Raw genomic sequence first — 17,200 nt, 5'->3', positions numbered from 1 at the left:
ATTTATATTTAGCCTGATAATAACCAAATTTAACAATCTGACCACGGTTGATCACCCCACAATTAGGGCAAGCTTTAGGGGTATAAGACAGCCGGCAACTAATCTGGGCCACCCGAACTGATTTAACGACCGCAAATTTAAGCCAATGTCGAGAAAAACTTAAGTGGGGATCTGTTAAATTAAGGAGAATTCTAGTATCATTATCCATAGAGGTTACCTTCTTTTCTGTGTGATTTGGCGATTTCATTGTAACAGAGGGGACCTCTGTTTTTTTAGTTTAAACGTAAAAATCTGGTATTGGTATAGAAAGTGAAATTTCTATATCAACACCAGATATTGTAGAGCCAAATAAACGAGGCCCAGCGCCCGGTAATCGAACCGAACTCTGGACCTCTATTTATATTCGTGGAAGTTGAAATCGTAACCGACTTCTTACCCCCTCGTTAAATTTTACTCAGTTGAAACTACTTCTTATCAACTGCGTGGCCACCGAAGCCGTTCCGCAATGCAGCAACCACCTTACCATCAAAGGTGTCTTCTTGCATTGACTTGTAACGTGCAGCCAGGGCTTCGTAAATAACAGGAGTTGGAACACCATGTTCCATTGCGTCAACCAATGTCCAGTGTGCTTCACCACTACTGTGCATCCGACCTTGAATATCATCCAGGTGAGGATCCTTTTCAAAGGCTGCTTGGGCTAATTCCATCAGCCATGAACGAATAACTGAACCATTGTTCCATAACTTAGCAACAGCGGCATTGTCATAGTTGAAGTCTGAAGCTTCAAGAACTTCAAAACCTTCACCGATGGATTCCATCATCCCGTATTCAACACCGTTGTGGACCATCTTGAGGTAGTGACCAGAACCAGCCTTACCAGTGTACAGGTAACCGTCCTTTTGGGCAATTCCTTCAAAGAGTGGACGAATCCGTTCAAAGACTTCCTTGTCGTCCCCACCTATCATGAAGTTACCACCTTCGAGGGCACCACGCCAACCACCTGAAGAACCACAGTCAAAGAAGTGGATCCCCTTTTCAGTCAGCATCCGGTTGTGCTTCAGGGAGTCCTTCCAGTAAGTGTTACCACCGTCAATAACAATGTCATCAGCAGAAAGCTTGTCTGCCAATTGTTGCATGGTAGCATCCGTTGGCTTACCAGCTGGGACCATTACCCAAACAGTCCGTGGTGTATCAAGCTTTTCAACCATTTCATCAAGGGAAAAGGCAGTTTGTGCACCGTAAGAACCGGCTTCTTCAACTGCATCCTTGTTCAGGTCAAAGGCAACAACGTCGTTATCGTTCCGCAGCATATTTTGAGCAAGGTGGATACCCATCTTTCCCAAACCAATCAATCCAATTTGCATTATAAATTCCCTCCTGTTATCGGCAGTCTCGCCAGGAAATGCAAAATCCCGACAAATGAAAAAAACAATAAAAGGGGCTTCAAAAAAAAGAAACCCTTAACTAATTACCAGTTAAGAGTTTCGCACGTTTATATAAATTAGTCAATTATTATTTTGTCTCGTCATCGGTTGATGAATCGTCAGCAGTCTTGTCGTCTTCTGACTTTTCAGCTGAATCAGCGGCCTTGTCAGCACTTTCTGCTGGCTTATCGTCTTCCGCCGTGGCTTTGTCTGCAGAATCATCCTTGCTTTCATCGGCAGCACGCTTAACAACCCGCGCAATTGCCACCATGTCAAACGTAAGGTAAATGCCTTCACAGTCAAGCGTAACTGTCCGGTCTTCCTTGTTGACAGTGTCAATCTTACCGTGAAGACGGCCAATTGTTACAACCTCGTCACCCTTGTGCAGTTCATTCATCATTTCTTGGTGTTGCTTACGCTGCTTTTGTTGTGGACGAATCATAAAGAAGTACATCAATGCGATCATCAAGACGATCAGGATGATGCCAGAGTAACCACTTGCATTGCCGGAAGCGGCACCGAGTGTTAAGAAGCTTAAACTATTCACTATCTTATCCATTCCTTTCAAAAAATCTCTAAATTAACTGTACCAAACTTTTACTAAAAAAACCACTACCACTAACCAATTGCTAGGTCATCGGCAAAGTCATCAACCTGGCCAGTAGCAATTGCCTGACGGAGCTGAGCCAGCAGGTGGTTAACGGCGTAAAGGTTATGAATCAATAGTAGGCGAACTCCCAGCGGACTCTTCGCCAAGGTCAGTTGGTGGAGGTAGGACCGTGAATAGCCTGCCCGACAAGTTGGACAGCCACACCCCGATACCAGGGGCCCTTGGTCTGCAAGGAAGTGCTCTTTTACCAAGTGAATCCGCTTAGTACGGTTAAAGGCAACACCGTGCCGGGCAGCCTGGCCTGCACAATCGCTGTCCACCAGGTCGATCCCGTTAATAATTGCTAGTAATGCTTGCTCAAGCGAACCACAAGTCGATAAATAACGAACCCCAGCAGCAGGCAACATTGCTGTCGTTTCTCGAATAACCCGTACCTGTTCCGTTAGCTTAACGTCTTCATCAATTCCAGCCAGATTATAGCCACTAAATTGGTGACCTTGCACCGCCTCAACGCTAAACCGGCGAAGGCGTTTAAGCCCACCACCGGTGATTGTTGCTAGTGACCCAGGGTTAGCTGTATCTAGCCACGAGGCAGTTTGCTTAGCCGCTGCCTGAAGGTCGTCAACCGGTGAATAGTAGTTTTCCCACCGGGCAAAAGTTGACTGAAGGTCACAACCAAGTTTTGCTTGCCATTCCATCGCTATCTCCGGCGTATACAACTTTTGCTGGCCACTTGCTGGTTCATGAAAACTAACACCATTCTTCTTCCGACCACGCGGCTTTGCCCACCGGTAAGCCTGTTCAGCACCGGTATCGCCAACTACCAGTCCGGGCCACTGTAGCCGTGTATGAAGGTCGCCAAAATCTGGATGCTGTCCTTCACTAGCCGCCAGGCAGTAAGGTAAGACCGACTGCTTAATCGCCGTCGTCCCCAGTTTAGTAAGTTCCCCCGGTGTCAACGTAGTGATTGTATCACCGGTTTGGACAAGTGCAGGCGTTGTCACCTGTTTTTCACCGACCTGCAGCAGTCCTGTGCGGGCATTGCCACTTTGCTTATTTAAGTTAAATTTTACTTGTTTCTTCATTATTATTTTACTTTCCCTTGTCGGTCGGGTACTCAATTCCCAGGTGCTCATAAGCTGCTGGCGTTACTACCCTTCCCCGTGGCGTCCGCGCAATAAAGCCGATCTGGATTAAGTACGGCTCATACATTTCTTCAATTGTATTCGTTTCCTCACCGATGTTAGCCGCGATCGTCTTTAAGCCAACTGGACCGCCATGGTAAAAATTAATCATTGTTAGTAACATTTTACGGTCCACTTCATCAAGACCGTGGCTATCAACTTGGAGCAAGTTCAGCGCCTGCTTGACGGTTTTTGAATCAATGCTCTGCTTGTGGGCAACCTGGGCAAAGTCACGAACCCGCTTCAATAGCCGGTTCGCAATCCGGGGAGTTCCCCGCGAACGTAAAGCTAGCTCGTGAGCACCTTCATCCTCAATTTTTGTCTTAAAAATTCGGGCGGACCGGAAAATAATCTGTTTCAGCTCATCATTATTGTAGTAATCCATGTGTTCAACAATTCCGAACCGGTCGCGAAGTGGTGCTGACAGCATCCCTGCCCGGGTCGTTGCACCAATTAGGGTAAACGGTGGCAACGGAAAATGAACTGGGTGGGCAGTTGGTCCTTCACCAACCACAATATCAATGTAGTAGTCTTCCATTGCCGAATAAAGCATTTCTTCAACGACTTTTGGCAGGCGGTGAATTTCATCGATAAATAAGACATCGCCGGGCTTGAGCTCGTTCAATAACGCCACTAAGTCCCCTGGTTTTTCAATTGCGGGACCACTGGTGGTTTTAATATTAACCTGCATTTCATGCGCAATTACCATTGCCAGGGTCGTTTTACCAAGGCCGGGTGGTCCGTAAAGCAAAACGTGGTCCAGGGCTTCTTCCCGTTCCTTAGCTGCCTTAATATAAACAGTTAGCTTTCCCTTTAGTTGGTCCTGACCAATGTATTCATCGAGGGTTTGCGGACGAAGAGTCAGTTCAAGTTGTTCTTCAGTTTCATCTTGTGACTGGTCAGACAGGATTCCGTGTTTCTTGTCTTCCACCTTAATTCCCCCTTACTAGTTCAACAGGTGCAGAGCTTGACGTAGGTATTCATCAGTGCTTGCCTTGCTACCCTGCAGGTTCTTCTTAACCTTCTTTACGTCGCGCTCTTTGTAACCTAGCGCCTTTAACGCTGCCAAAGCGTCACTTAATGCTGGATTATCCTCTTCCGCTGTCTCACTAGCACTACTGGTAAAGAGGTCACCAGTACTGGCGCTTGCCAACTTATCTTTCAGGTCCAAGACAATTTGTGAAGCAGTCTTCTTCCCAATTCCTGGGAACTTAGTGAGGTAGCCAATATTGTTATTAGCAATTGCATCAACCAAGCCCTGGTGGTCTGGATTGGCAAGGATCGCAAGCGCACTCTTTGGCCCGATCCCCGAAACGTTAATCAACTGCATGAAAAGTCTTTTTTCCGCCTGGTCGCTAAAGCCAAACAGTGAAATATCGTCATCACGGACTGCTTGGTATACATAAACCCGGACGGCCATCGTCGAGTCTTCCTTGAAGCGGTAGGGGTTGGCTACCAAGAGCTTGTAACCAACGCCATTTACGTCAATCACAATGTACTGGGGAGCAACAATTGAAATTTTTCCCGTTAAATATTCATACACGGTTAGTAAAACTCCTTTACTGGTTAAAAGTCATGATCATCAAAGTCATCTGCATACGGAACGTGTGATTCCTGGATTCGTTTAAACATCTTTTCCAGGTCACGGTCGTTAAAGTGAACCGTCACTGGGCGGCCATGAGGACAGTTAAACGGGTTTTCGCACTGGGGCAACCGCCGCAAAAGTGCCCGGGCTTCCCGATCATCCAGGTGGTGGTTGGCCTTGATTGCCCGCTTACAGGACATCATGATTGCCGTCTTCATCCGAAATTCCCGGACCGTCAATTTACCATCCTTAATTATCCAGTCAATCATTTCTTTTGCCGTATCCTCTTCCTGCCCTTCCGCAAACCAGGTGGGGTGTGAACGGAGAATAAAGCTGTTTTGACCAAACGATTCAAGGTGGAGGCCAACACTTGCCAAAACGTCAGCATGGTTACTGATGTTCATCGCATCCACCGTTGAATAGTTCAGCACTAGCGGTACTAGGAAGGTCTGTTGGTCGTCACTTACCAGCCCAATCTCCTTCCGGAAACGTTCATAGTTTATTCGTTCCTGTGCGGCGTGCTGGTCAACAATATACAGACCATCGCTAGCCTGGGCGAGCAAAAAAGTTCCCTGGAGCTGTCCGATATATTGGAGGTCGGGAAAACGGCCCGCGGCTTGGTCACTCTTGTCATGAACATCCAGTTCTACGTTTTTGGTCTTGGTCTGCTGGTTATTCATTTCTACGTGATCATCTTCACCGGCAAACGGCTGGGCATCCCCTTCGTGTTGGTAACGCTCGTCAAATTTCTGCATCCGGGGCGAATGAAGTTCAGCGGTCTGGTGGATAATCACCGGTGCCGCGAGTTGACTATCAACCGTATCAGCACCTGCGCTTCCATTATCTGCTGCTTGGGTAGGTTCTTCTGGATGGGCAGCTGCCGGCTGGGGCTTAGTTATTGGTGCTCCTTGGTCAACCGTATATGGCTGCGCCGCTTCATTCAGGCGCCGGTTCAAATCATTAACAACCTCCGGATCCGGCTGGGGACCAAAGTTATCACCATCGAGGTCCGGTATTAAGTTTTCTTGCGCAATCCGTTGGCGAATTGTCTGGGAGATTAGATTAGCTAGCTGGGGTTCCTTGCTCAACCGTACCTCCCGCTTTGCAGGGTGAACATTAACGTCAACCAGGACGGGATCAAGGTCGATATTGATTACCGCAATCGGGTAGCGACCAACCATTAACTTTGATTCATAGCCCTGGATAATGGCCTTTGTTAGCTCAAAGTTCCTGATATACCGGTGGTTAATCGTGATCGTAATGTACTGGCGTGAGGCCCGGGTTAGTTCCGGCAACGAAACAAAGCCGCTGACCTTAAAGTCATCGTCTTCTCCTTGGACCGCCAGCATCTTTCGTCCAGCTTTAATTCCATAAATTGCCGCAATTACCTGCTGGAGGTTGCCATTACCGGCTGACCGAAAGAGCTCCTTGCCATTATGGGTAAAGCTAAACGCTACTCCGGGATTGGCAAGTGCCAGGCGGTTAACGATATCAGTAATCCGCATTAATTCGGTATGCGGAGACTTGAGGTACTTCAACCGGGCAGGAGTATTGAAAAACAGCTCGGTTACCCGAACATCGGTCCCCCGGCGCGCAGGAGCTGGCTGGTTAGCAACTAGTTCACCACCACGCAGGTGAACCATCCGTCCCGCGGTAGCCCCTTCCTGGGCAGTTGTCAATTCTACGTCTGCGACCGAGGCGATACTTGGTAAAGCTTCACCACGGAAACCCATTGTTTGCACCCGGAAGAGGTCCTTGCGGCTGCTAATCTTACTTGTGGCGTGCCGCTTAAACGCTAGCTGGACATCATCACTAGCAATTCCGTCGCCATCATCAATCACCCGGATACTATCTAAGCCGGCATTTTCGACAATGATATCCACCCGGCTGCTGTGAGCATCCAGTGAATTTTCCACTAGCTCCTTTACGATTGATGCGGGGCGTTCAATAACCTCACCAGCGGCTATCTGATCCGCTAACACACTATTTAGTTCATGAATTTGCCCCATTGATTAGCCACCTCACTTTAATTTTTGCTGCCACTCATAAAGCTGGTTCATTACCTGCATTGGGGTCATCCCCATCAGGTTTAATTCCTTCAGCTGGTGAAGGACCCGCTCTTCCTTTTTATTCAACTTCTTAGCCGGTGGTTGGGGGCTAAATAATTCCATCTGCCCGTTCGGCTCTACTACCGGTTTAACAGTAGTTGACTGTTCAGCGACCCGGTCGGCTTCCTTCGCCTTTTCTGGTGCTGGCTTGTCGGGAGCCTGGCTCGTTGGCAGTTCGACATCCTTCTTCTCTAACTTCTGCAAAATCTGGTCGGCCCGTTTCAGTAATGGAGCAGGCATTCCAGCTAGCTTAGCAACGTGAATACCATACGACTTATCTGCTGGCCCGGCACTAACCTTGTGGAGGAAAACTAATTCACCATTTTTCTCCGTTGCCCCAACATGAACATTCTTTAAGCGTGGCAATGTTTCTTCTAGGCTTGTCAACTCATGGTAGTGGGTTGAAAACAGTGTCTTTGCCCGGACATGCTGGTGAACATATTCAATGATTGCCTGGGCCAGTGCCATCCCATCATAGGTGGCGGTCCCCCGACCAATTTCGTCAAAGAGGATCAGACTACGGTCCGTAGCATGGCTCAGGGCATTGTTTGCCTCCATCATCTCAACCATGAAGGTACTTTCACCGGAAATCAGGTCATCGGCCGCCCCGATCCGGGTAAAGATCTGGTCAAAAATTGGCAATTCAGCCCGACTAGCCGGAACAAAGCAGCCCATCTGTGCCATCACCGCCGTTAGGGCCAACTGACGCATGTAAGTACTCTTACCAGACATGTTTGGCCCGGTAATCAACAGGATATCGGTATCGTCACCCATTTGGACGTCATTAGGAACGTACTCCTGGTGCCCCATAAACTTTTCAACCACTGGGTGACGGCCATCCTTAATTGAAAGCTGATGGCCAGTATTCATCGTTGGCCGAACAAAGTGGTAATCTTCACTAACCACCGCAAAGCTCTGCAAGACATCCAATTCGGATAACGCCTGGGCAAGCTTTTGTAGCCGCTTGATCTGCCCCTTCACCTGTTCCCGTACCTTCACAAACAGGTCATATTCAAGGGCAACTGACTTTTCCTGGGCCCCTAAGATCAACGCTTCTTTTTCCTTTAATTCCGGTGTTGAGAATCGCTCAGCATTAACCAGGGTTTGTTTCCGTTCATAACGGTCACGAGGAATCTTGCTGAGGTTAACCTTGGTTACTTCAATGTAGTATCCGAAAACATGGTTATAGCCAATTTTCAGGTTGTTGATTCCGGTTACCTTTCGTTCCTGGTCCTGTAAATCAGCAATCCACTGCTTGCCATTATTCATTGCATCACGGTATTGGTCGAGCTGGTCATTATAACCATCCTTAATCACCCCACCATCAGTCACGGCAATTGGCGGTTCTTCTACCACGGCGCGGTCAATTAAGTCAGCAATGTCACTCAGCGGGTCTAGGCGGCTAGTTAGGTCGGCAAAGACTGGTGAGTCTAGTGTCTCTAATACGTACTTAATTTTTGGTACTTGCTGAAGTGAGGTCTTAAGCTGGATCAGGTCACGGCCATTAACGCTTCCGTAGGCGACCCGGCCGGCTAACCGTTCCAGGTCATAAACCTTGATCAACTCTTGTTGGATATTGCTCCGTTCAAAATAGTGGTCAAGTAGTTCAGCGACTTTATCTTGCCGTTCCTTAATTGCGTTAGGGTCAATCAACGGCCGGTCAAGCCACCGCTTTAATAGCCGACTCCCCATTGCCGTTTTGGTCTCATCAAGCAGCCATGATAACGTCCCCTGCCGCTTACCACTTCGCAGGTTAGTCATTAGTTCCAGGTTTGTCTTAGAATAGTGATCAATTTTCATAAATGAACTTGGCTGGTAAGCAATCGCCTTTTGGAGGTGGGCAAGTGACCGCTTCTGAGTGGTTAGAAGGTAGGAAACCAGTAAGCCAACTACGTGTTTTTGTCCCTCACTAGTAAGGTCCTGCGTTAAGTAGCTAATTTCTGACCGCTTCAAAACTTCTTCCTGCGTGGACAGCAAAATATGGCGCTGGTCAAGCGCCGTCGTCAGTTGGTCCGGCAATTCCCCCTGGCCGACGACTTCCTTTGTTTGCAGGTTGATTAACTCGTTTAGGATGCCATCGACGTTTGCAAAATCACTGGTCTTAAGCTCACCAGTTGATAGGTCCGTGTAGGCAAGGTAAAAATGGTTATCTTGGTGGTAGATGGCACCTAAGTAGTTATTGTCCTTTGCTTGGTCACCATTTAAATCCATCTGAGTCCCAGGCGTAACTAAGCGGGTAACTGCCCGTTTAACCATTCCCTTCGCCTTTTTAGGGTCCTCCATCTGCTCACAGATAGCAACTTTGTACCCCTTATCAATCAACACGTCAACATAGCTTTCCACTGCCCGGTGCGGTACCCCACACATTGGGATCGGGTTCTTGGCACTATGATTACGGGTGGTTAGCGTCAGCTCTAAAAGTTGCGCCCCCTTAATTGCGTCATCATTAAAGAGCTCATAAAAATCACCCAGGCGGTAAAAAAGAAACGCGTCTGGGTACTGGTCTTTCACCTTTTGATACTGCTCCATCATTGGTGTTTGTTTTTTTGTCAAAAAAATTTCACCTCATTAAATTCGATACGGTTATATACTATTTAATTATATTTTTTGCGGACCGGCAGTGCAAGACTTGCGAATTTTAAAAATAAAAAGGCTGGGATTATCCCCAGTCCATTAATATTATCAAGCTAACCAGCAAGCGTTAACTATTTAGCATAGTCAACTGCCCGTACTTCACGAATAACAGTCACTTTGATGTGACCAGGATATTCCAATTGTTTTTCGATCTTTTGCTTAATATCGTGGGCCAAAGTAGTTGCCTCCAGATCAGAGACTTTCTTTGGCTTAACAATTACCCGTAATTCACGGCCGGCCTGAATTGCAAAACTATGGTCGACACCATCATAATTATTAGCTATACCTTCAAGTTTCTTCAGGCGTTGGATGTATTGTTCAAGCGACTCACTCCGCGCACCAGGACGGGCACCAGAAATTGCATCGGCTGCTTGAACAAGGACCGCGATTACTGACGATGCTGGAACATCACCATGGTGGGAGGCAATCGTATTGATTACCACCTTGTTTTCCTTGTATTTCCGTGCCAGTTCAACACCCAGTTCAACGTGTGAACCATCGACTTCGTGGTCAATCGCCTTACCGATGTCATGCAAGAGCCCTGCCCGCTTTGCCAGGTTTACGTCCTCGCCAAGCTCACTAGCCATAATTCCAGCAAGTTTAGCAACTTCAACTGAATGGTCAAGAACATTTTGACCATAACTAGTCCGGTACTTCATCCGCCCAATCGTCTTAATTAAGTCTGGGTGCATTGAATGAATACCCAAGTCAAAGAGTGCCTGTTCGCCCGTCTCCCGAAGTTTGCTATCCATTTCCTTACGTGCCTTATCAACCGCTTCTTCAATCCGTGCCGGATGAATCCGACCATCTTGAATTAACTTCTCTAAGGCAATCTTAGCAATTTCACGCCGGACCGGGTCAAAGCCGCTTAAGACAACTGCTTCCGGAGTATCATCGATAATTAAATCAATACCCGTTAACGTTTCGAGGGTCCGGATATTCCGCCCTTCACGACCGATAATCCGTCCCTTCATATCATCATTTGGCAAGTTAACCACTGAAACCGTTGCTTCAGAAACAACATCTGCAGCACTTCGCTGAATTGCTTCGACGATTAGCTTCTTGGCGTTACGGTCTGCTGTAATTTCAGCTTCCTGTTCGCTATCACGAATCATTACTTCTCGTTCAGACTTTAATTGATCCTTCATCTCGGCGAGCAGCTGTTGCTTGGCATCCTCATGAGACATTTGTGCAACCTTTTCTAGCTCTTCTTGGCGTTGGTCAACTAACGCGTCAGCCTTTTGCTGAGCATTCCGTAATTTTTCAGTCTGCTGGTCCAACTTATGTTCACGGTTACCAACTGCCGTTTCACGTTTTTCCAGTGCTGAATCCTTATGGTCTAAGCTTGTTTCACGTTGTAATAAGCGATCTTCTTGGCGTTGAATTTCGTTCCGTCGCTGCTTCAACTCATCTTCAACGTTTTCCCGGTAACGGTGGCTTTCTTCCTTTGCCTCAAGGATTGCTTCCTTTTTCGCCGTTTCTGCTTCAGTCTTGGCTGTCGAAAGAATTCCGGCGGCCGTTTGATTTGCTGCCGTAAGCTGCTTTTCATAAATAACTTTACGTACAGCATAGCCAATAACAAGACCGACAACCATAGCAAGCGCGGCGAAAATTAATAACTGCATTATTTCACCCCCGCTTCAACTATTTTGTTGTTGGTTGGTTAATTATTTTCACCGTGTAATGCAAAAAGCACCACACAAAATAAATTTTAAGCTTGCAATTCTTAAGTGTCAACAATATTATTTTCTTCATTTGAAATATTGTTAACCATGGCCGTTAAATTAACGATCGCTGCTTTATTATTCTTTTCTTCCACGTGTAACGTGCTCCGCGGGACCGGGCCTAGTACATTATAGAAAACCGGCACTGACGCCTTCAGCGTCAATACCGGTTTGCATTTCTCTTCTTCCACGCGTAACGTGCTCCACGGCCGAGGGCCTAGTACATAACATGGCAACCGAAGCCGACGCGTCCCGCGTCAACTCCGGTTGCCATGTTATGCATACGGCCCTCTTATTGGCCGTTCCGCACTTAGTTAATTTTTACTAGCTTCCTCAATTGTTTCCTGTTGGCCGCCCTCTTTTGGTTGGTCCGCTTCGCCATTGTTTTCCAATGGCTTCATCCCGTATGCTACCCGAACCTTGTTCATCAGTTCGTTCATGCTTTCTGGATGGTCTGCCAGCCATTGCTTGGCGTTTTCACGACCCTGACCAATTCGTTCGTTGCCATATGAGTACCAGGCCCCACTCTTGTTGACCAAGTCCTTTTCAACCGCCATATCCAGCAGTTCCCCAGTCTTTGAGATGCCTTCACCGTACATAATGTCAACTTCACACCGCTTGAACGGTGGCGCAACCTTGTTCTTAACAATCTTTACCCGGGCCTTGTTACCAATAACATCTGTCCCGTTCTTAATCTGTTCCGCACGGCGGATTTCCATCCGGATTGTCGAATAGAATTTCAGTGCCCGACCACCAGTCGTCGTTTCAGGGTTACCAAACATCACCCCAACCTTTTCACGAATCTGGTTGATAAAGATCGCAATCGTCTTCGTCTTGTTGATCTCACCAGAAAGCTTCCGCAATGCTTGCGACATTAACCGTGCCTGAAGACCAACATGGGCATCCCCCATGTCACCATCAATTTCAGCCTGTGGAACTAAGGCAGCAACGGAATCAATTACCACCAGGTCAACCGCCCCACTGGCGATCAGTGCGTCAGCAATTGCTAACCCTTCTTCACCAGTATCTGGCTGGGAAAGAAGCAAGTTATCAACATCAACCCCCAGTGCTTCTGCATATTGTGGGTCTAGGGCGTTTTCTGCGTCAATATATGCCGCAGTACCACCCTGACGTTGAACCTCTGCCACCGCATGCAAGGCAACCGTCGTCTTACCAGAACTTTCTGGGCCATAAATTTCTACTATCCGACCACGTGGGTAGCCACCAACACCAAGCGCTTTATCAATCGCTAAAGAGCCACTAGAAATAGTGGCAATCTTCATGTCGGCAGCATCACCCATGCGCATGATAGAACCCTTACCAAAGTTCTTTTCAATCTTTTTTAACGCAACATCCAGTGCTGCTTTACGCTGGTCTGCCAAATTAAATTCCTCCTTTTATTCGGACTCATATCTGCCAATTAACAATACCAGTTTTCACACTAAAAAACAAGAAAAATGCGAACAACGGTTCGATTATTTCTGTAATGCCTGGTATACCATCTGAAGGCCATACTGAACACTAAGGTTTCTAATTTCCTGTCGACCATTATAAGCGGCGAGGTGAAGTTCCCTGGTTTGAACCGGCTGATTACGTTGTGCTAGGCCAAGCCAAACCGTCCCCGCGGGGTTTCCTTCAAGTGCATCCGGTCCCGCAACACCAGTAAAGGCTACCCCAAAATCAGCATCTAATTGTTGCCGACTTTTTTCTGCCATCTGGGCCGCGGTCGGTGAACTAACCACACCGTATTTTTCAATAACATCTTTGTCAACACCCACCAGTTTTTCCTTTGCACTTGCAGCGTACGTGACAAAGCCGCCATCAAATACATTGGAAGCACCGGGAACTGAACAAATAGTGCTTTGGAATAAACCACCGGTCAGACTTTCTGCACCAGTGATTGTTAATCCGCGTTCTTTCAAGGAGTCAACAACCACTTCCGCCAATGAGCACTTATCACCCATTCCAAAATAAAATGGCCGTTCAACAGCTAAGATTGCTGCTGTTACCTTGTCAAGCAATGCTTTTGCTTCTTCTGTCGGCAAGTCATAGACATTAATCCGAACCTGGATCTGACTTGGCTGGACATAAGAAGTAACTGTCATCCCCGTAAAGTCAGCCGTGGCTTCCTCAATCTCATCCATTAATAATGATTCAGGCCGCCCCAAAAAGTTTAGTGTCCGACTGGTAATCTGCCGGCCGGTTCCGTACTTTTCAATTAGCCGTGGCTTAACACTCTTTTCCAGCATTGCCCGAAATTCAGAGGGTGGTCCTGGCATCACAACTACTAGTTGCTTTCCATTATCATACCAACTACCTAATGCTAGACCGACTGGGTTAGCCAGCGGTTGACCGCCCGCCAGGTACCGAGCCTGCTGTATATTTTCTGGTGGCAATTCTGTCTTCCGGTTCTTAAAGCTCTCCTTAATCCACTCCCAGTGCTGGTCATCAGTGGCAAGGTCAGTTTCAAGGGCCGCAGCAGTACTGCGCAGCGTAACATCATCCGTGGTTGGTCCAAGGCCCCCACATACAAAAATAAGTCCCGCTCGTTTCTGTGCCGTGTGAATTGCATCCTTAATCTGGTTTGCATCATCTAAGACGGTTACCTGGTAAGGTGCCTTAATATCCATTGCGGTTAAAGTCTGTGCCAACAGTGGTGCATTGGTATTAGTAACTTGTCCTAGCGCTAATTCAGTCCCAACTGAAATGATCTCAGCATCCATAATTTACCCTCCTAATTAATAAGAACGGATTATTCCTTTTAAAGCATTTATTCTTTATCTAACTTTCGCTAATGGCAAAAAAGAGACCGCGAGCCCAAGGCCACAGTCTCCTTAATTTTTACTTGAAACCATCTGAAAAGACACCCCGGCCCTGGATAAAGTAGTCCACACCAGAGTAAATAGTAAAGAATAGGCAAATATAGAGCATAATTTGCCCAAAAGGAATATTCCAGATAGCGAAAATAACGTTGTTTAACAGCAAGAAAATGATCGCAATGAATTGCGTCGTCGTCTTAATCTTTCCTGGCATTTTAGCGGCCAAAACCGTTCCATCTTGTTCTACTAGCAATAACCGCAGACCGGTAACTGATAATTCACGCCAAATAATAATCGCGGTTACCCACGCTGGAACAATTTGACTCCCCGTCAAAACGATAAAGGCAGTCATTACCAATAATTTGTCAGCTAGTGGGTCAGTAAATTTACCGAAGTTCGTAACTAAGTGATTTTTCCGCGCAATCCGGCCATCAAGATTATCAGTAATGGTGGCAGCAATAAAGAGGATTGCCGCAATCAGTTGGGCAACCGGAATCGTTGCGCCCCAAAAGGTAACGCTCCCCCATGATAAAGGTAAAACCATCAGCAGGAGAAAGAAAGGAATAATTATTAGACGAACAACAGTTAGCTTATTAGGTAAATTCAATTTTAGTTCCTCCCAGTATTAACGCGTACCACCGGTTGTTTGTGCTGCACCACCGGTCGTGGTAGTAGCAGCGCCTTGATTGGTAGTAGTTCCTTGAGTAGTCGTCGTCCGACCCGTAGTGGCATTAGAAGTGCCCGTGGTGGTGTTGCCGTTTGTTGCTACTCCTGAACGAGTAGTTGTTGCGGTACTAGTGGTATTCCGCTGCGTTGTCGTTGCACTACTGCTGCTTGAAGAACTAGCCGTTTGACTACCGAAGTTGATGGTAATTGTCCGCGTATTTTGGTTCTTGCCACTATTAGTGAAGTTAATCGTCTTACCGCCAATTATAATCTTGGTTGCTGACGGGTTAGTGACCGTAATTACTAAGGAAGTAGTTGACTTTGCGATCTTAACACTGTTCTTACCGTTGGCAGCCATGGTCTGGCTAAACAGGACTTGATTATTGCCTTGAACCCGGACAACAGAACTAGCACTGGTTTGCACTTGTAAGTTAGTGTTCTTCTTCAGCTTACCAGCACTGTATACGACCCCCGTAGTTGTCCGTGAGCTTTCCCGTAACTTAATTGGTGAGCTAGTTGGCTTCTTTACATTCTTCTTAACTGAAGAAGATGACTCCTTCTTCCGGCTCTCACCAGAAACAGAAACAGAACTATTATCAATTCGGGTAGAAGAATCACGGTGACTACGAGCAATGGCCGTAACCCAAATTGCTGCCAGCACAACAATAATGACACATGCAATAATTACGGTTGGCAGGTATTGGCGCGCCTTACTTACACTGTTACTAACCGTCTTCCGTTGGCTAGCCCGCGTTTCAACCGCCTGTGAAATATGGTCAGAATATTCGGCCGTCTTTGCCTCAGGAAGGTCATCATCGTATTCACTAAGTAATTCCTGTCCGTCAAGGCCAACTGTATCAGCATACTGCTTAACAAAGGCCCGGACATAGAAGTCACCTGGCAACTCATCGAACTTCTCATCTTCAATTGCGATTAGGTAACGCTTTTGAATCTTCGTAATTTGCTGCAGGTCATCAAGGGTGTAGCCCTTAGCTTGACGGGCCTTCTGCAGCTTCTTACCAATTTCCATTTGTTGTTCGCTGTCGTTTTCACTCATTATCTTATCTCCATTAATTTCATTATTTTTCTCACTGGACATTATATCATGCTGTCCCGTTTGTGAAAGTTAAGAAAATCTATCAATTATTGGTGCTGAGAAACAATTTGGTAAACTGACATCCCCGCAGGGTTAACAAAGTCCTTTGCCGCCTGGTGAAGGTCCGCCAGTTGCAGTTCTTTCATCATGCGAATTTCATCCATCAGGTTGGCACCCGCAAAAAGATCGCCAGCATACCGGTTGCCGATTGCCTCTGGTGAATCAAGCAGACTAATTAGCCGGCCAATTTCCGCCCGCTTAATTCCTTCAAAGTGGTCTGCTGCCCGATCAATTTCTTCATCCGCATTATCCAAAATAGCCATCACTTCATCAGCAAATTTTTCACGTTGGTTGGTGTTCGTACTGATATAAGCAAAGTGGAAAGCACGGGTCATATCAAAGTTATAACCAAAGGAATCATCAATAATCCCCTGGTCATACAGGCGGAGGTAGTTATCAGAGGTGTCATCAAGCAGTAGGTCCAAGAGCAGGTCCACCGCTAACTTATACTTAAGCCGCTCATGACCATCGTCAAAAGTCTTTAACCCCCGTATTCCAACCATTGCCTTCGGTCGGTTAACGTCCATTGTCAAGGAGCGGAACGGAATTACATCGTGACCACTCGGATCATTCAATTCAAAGAAACGACGGGGCTTTTCCTGTGGTGCAAACTCTTTTTTCGCCTGGTTGTCCTCAATCCAGCCCATCGTTTCAGCCGGGTCCAGCTTACCAACCAGTAATAAGTTCATATTGCTTGGCTGGTAAAAGGTCCGGTAGCAATCAAATAAAATTTTCGGCGTGATTTTACTAATTGAATCAACCGTCCCCGCAATATCAATATGCATCGGGTCATGGGGGTAGAGGTTGCCTAGCATTCCCAGGTAAAGGCGCCAGCTAGGATCATCATTGTACATTTGAATCTCTTGGCCGATTATTCCCTGCTCTTTTTGCACCGTCTCGTCAGTAAAGTATGGGTCTTGCACAAAATCTAACAGGATATCCAAATTTTCCCGCAGGTGGCTAGTGGTCGAAAAGAGGTAACTAGTTTGGGTAAAACTAGTAAACGCATTCGAGTCGGCCCCGAGCTTGCCAAACAGGTCAAAAGCGTCGTGATCCTTTTTTTCAAAAAGCTTATGCTCTAAAAAGTGTGCAACACCATCTGGTACCTGAACCGGTTCTTCTTGTTGGTACGGAACAAAGTGATTATCAATTGAACCAAAGTCGGTGGTCATGATGGCGTATGTCTTGTTAAATTCAGCCATGGGCATCAATTGTACTTTAAGTCCATTTTCTAAGGTTTTCCGGTAGATTGACCGGTTAAATTCTTGATAAAGATAATTGTCCATTTAT

At 46.7% G+C, this 17,200-nt stretch carries 14 protein-coding genes and 1 pseudogene; all 15 read right to left on the bottom strand.

Annotation, left to right across the window (positions count from 1 at the left end; all coding sequences use genetic code 11):
* Positions 1–208 (bottom strand): annotated as a pseudogene (locus tag QOS07_RS01995) (ISL3 family transposase); the annotation flags it as partial.
* A gap of 256 nt (positions 209–464) precedes the next feature.
* On the bottom strand, positions 465–1,364 hold the full coding sequence (gene gnd / locus QOS07_RS01990) for a phosphogluconate dehydrogenase (NAD(+)-dependent, decarboxylating) (protein ID WP_283587330.1): 900 nt from the start codon (positions 1,362–1,364) through the stop codon (positions 465–467).
* A 148-nt stretch (positions 1,365–1,512) separates the two neighbouring features.
* A complete protein-coding gene (gene yajC / locus QOS07_RS01985) occupies positions 1,513–1,971 on the bottom strand; it encodes a preprotein translocase subunit YajC (RefSeq protein WP_283587329.1) in 459 nt (152 codons plus the stop codon).
* 71 nt (positions 1,972–2,042) lie between these two features.
* Positions 2,043–3,119 (bottom strand): tRNA-ribosyltransferase family protein, encoded by a 1,077-nt coding sequence (locus QOS07_RS01980; RefSeq protein ID WP_283587328.1) that lies wholly within the window; start codon positions 3,117–3,119, stop codon positions 2,043–2,045.
* A 7-nt stretch (positions 3,120–3,126) separates the two neighbouring features.
* Complete coding sequence (ruvB, locus tag QOS07_RS01975; RefSeq protein WP_283587327.1) at positions 3,127–4,149, bottom strand: Holliday junction branch migration DNA helicase RuvB; 1,023 nt, start codon at positions 4,147–4,149, stop codon at positions 3,127–3,129.
* 15 nt (positions 4,150–4,164) lie between these two features.
* On the bottom strand, positions 4,165–4,761 hold the full coding sequence (gene ruvA / locus QOS07_RS01970; RefSeq protein ID WP_283587326.1) for a Holliday junction branch migration protein RuvA: 597 nt from the start codon (positions 4,759–4,761) through the stop codon (positions 4,165–4,167).
* Positions 4,762–4,784: 23 nt separating this feature from the next.
* Positions 4,785–6,812 (bottom strand): DNA mismatch repair endonuclease MutL, encoded by a 2,028-nt coding sequence (gene mutL, locus QOS07_RS01965; protein WP_283587325.1) that lies wholly within the window; start codon positions 6,810–6,812, stop codon positions 4,785–4,787.
* Between the two features lie 12 nt (positions 6,813–6,824).
* On the bottom strand, positions 6,825–9,464 hold the full coding sequence (mutS, locus tag QOS07_RS01960) for a DNA mismatch repair protein MutS (RefSeq protein ID WP_283587324.1): 2,640 nt from the start codon (positions 9,462–9,464) through the stop codon (positions 6,825–6,827).
* Positions 9,465–9,616: 152 nt separating this feature from the next.
* The gene (gene rny, locus QOS07_RS01955; RefSeq protein WP_283587323.1) at positions 9,617–11,170 is read right to left on the bottom strand and encodes a ribonuclease Y; all 1,554 of its coding nucleotides are present in this window, start codon (positions 11,168–11,170) and stop codon (positions 9,617–9,619) included.
* 101 nt (positions 11,171–11,271) lie between these two features.
* Complete coding sequence (locus tag QOS07_RS01950; protein ID WP_283587322.1) at positions 11,272–11,460, bottom strand: hypothetical protein; 189 nt, start codon at positions 11,458–11,460, stop codon at positions 11,272–11,274.
* Between the two features lie 123 nt (positions 11,461–11,583).
* Positions 11,584–12,651 (bottom strand): recombinase RecA, encoded by a 1,068-nt coding sequence (gene recA / locus QOS07_RS01945; RefSeq protein WP_283587321.1) that lies wholly within the window; start codon positions 12,649–12,651, stop codon positions 11,584–11,586.
* A 93-nt stretch (positions 12,652–12,744) separates the two neighbouring features.
* A complete protein-coding gene (locus QOS07_RS01940) occupies positions 12,745–13,992 on the bottom strand; it encodes a competence/damage-inducible protein A (RefSeq protein ID WP_283587320.1) in 1,248 nt (415 codons plus the stop codon).
* Between the two features lie 118 nt (positions 13,993–14,110).
* Positions 14,111–14,695, bottom strand: a complete 585-nt coding sequence (gene pgsA / locus QOS07_RS01935; RefSeq protein WP_283587319.1) for a CDP-diacylglycerol--glycerol-3-phosphate 3-phosphatidyltransferase — start codon at positions 14,693–14,695, stop codon at positions 14,111–14,113.
* An 18-nt stretch (positions 14,696–14,713) separates the two neighbouring features.
* On the bottom strand, positions 14,714–15,811 hold the full coding sequence (locus QOS07_RS01930; protein WP_283587318.1) for a helix-turn-helix domain-containing protein: 1,098 nt from the start codon (positions 15,809–15,811) through the stop codon (positions 14,714–14,716).
* 86 nt (positions 15,812–15,897) lie between these two features.
* A complete protein-coding gene (gene yfmH, locus QOS07_RS01925; RefSeq protein WP_283587317.1) occupies positions 15,898–17,196 on the bottom strand; it encodes an EF-P 5-aminopentanol modification-associated protein YfmH in 1,299 nt (432 codons plus the stop codon).
* Between the last annotated feature and the right edge of the window lie 4 nt (positions 17,197–17,200).

Origin of the sequence: Limosilactobacillus viscerum (assembly GCF_947387525.1) — a bacterium.
In the GTDB taxonomy this organism is placed as follows: domain Bacteria; phylum Bacillota; class Bacilli; order Lactobacillales; family Lactobacillaceae; genus Limosilactobacillus; species Limosilactobacillus viscerum.
Note: the sequence above shows the minus strand (reverse complement) of the source record. Positions and strands in the feature narration are given on the sequence as shown.

Coding starts and splice junctions, on each gene's coding strand:
- gnd (WP_283587330.1), bottom strand. CDS start 1,364: ATGCAAATTGGATTGATTGGTTTGGGAAAGATGGGTATCCACCTTGCT.
- QOS07_RS01980 (WP_283587328.1), bottom strand. CDS start 3,119: ATGAAGAAACAAGTAAAATTTAACTTAAATAAGCAAAGTGGCAATGCC.
- mutL (WP_283587325.1), bottom strand. CDS start 6,812: ATGGGGCAAATTCATGAACTAAATAGTGTGTTAGCGGATCAGATAGCC.
- rny (WP_283587323.1), bottom strand. CDS start 11,170: ATGCAGTTATTAATTTTCGCCGCGCTTGCTATGGTTGTCGGTCTTGTT.
- QOS07_RS01940 (WP_283587320.1), bottom strand. CDS start 13,992: ATGGATGCTGAGATCATTTCAGTTGGGACTGAATTAGCGCTAGGACAA.
- QOS07_RS01930 (WP_283587318.1), bottom strand. CDS start 15,811: ATGAGTGAAAACGACAGCGAACAACAAATGGAAATTGGTAAGAAGCTG.
- yfmH (WP_283587317.1), bottom strand. CDS start 17,196: ATGGACAATTATCTTTATCAAGAATTTAACCGGTCAATCTACCGGAAA.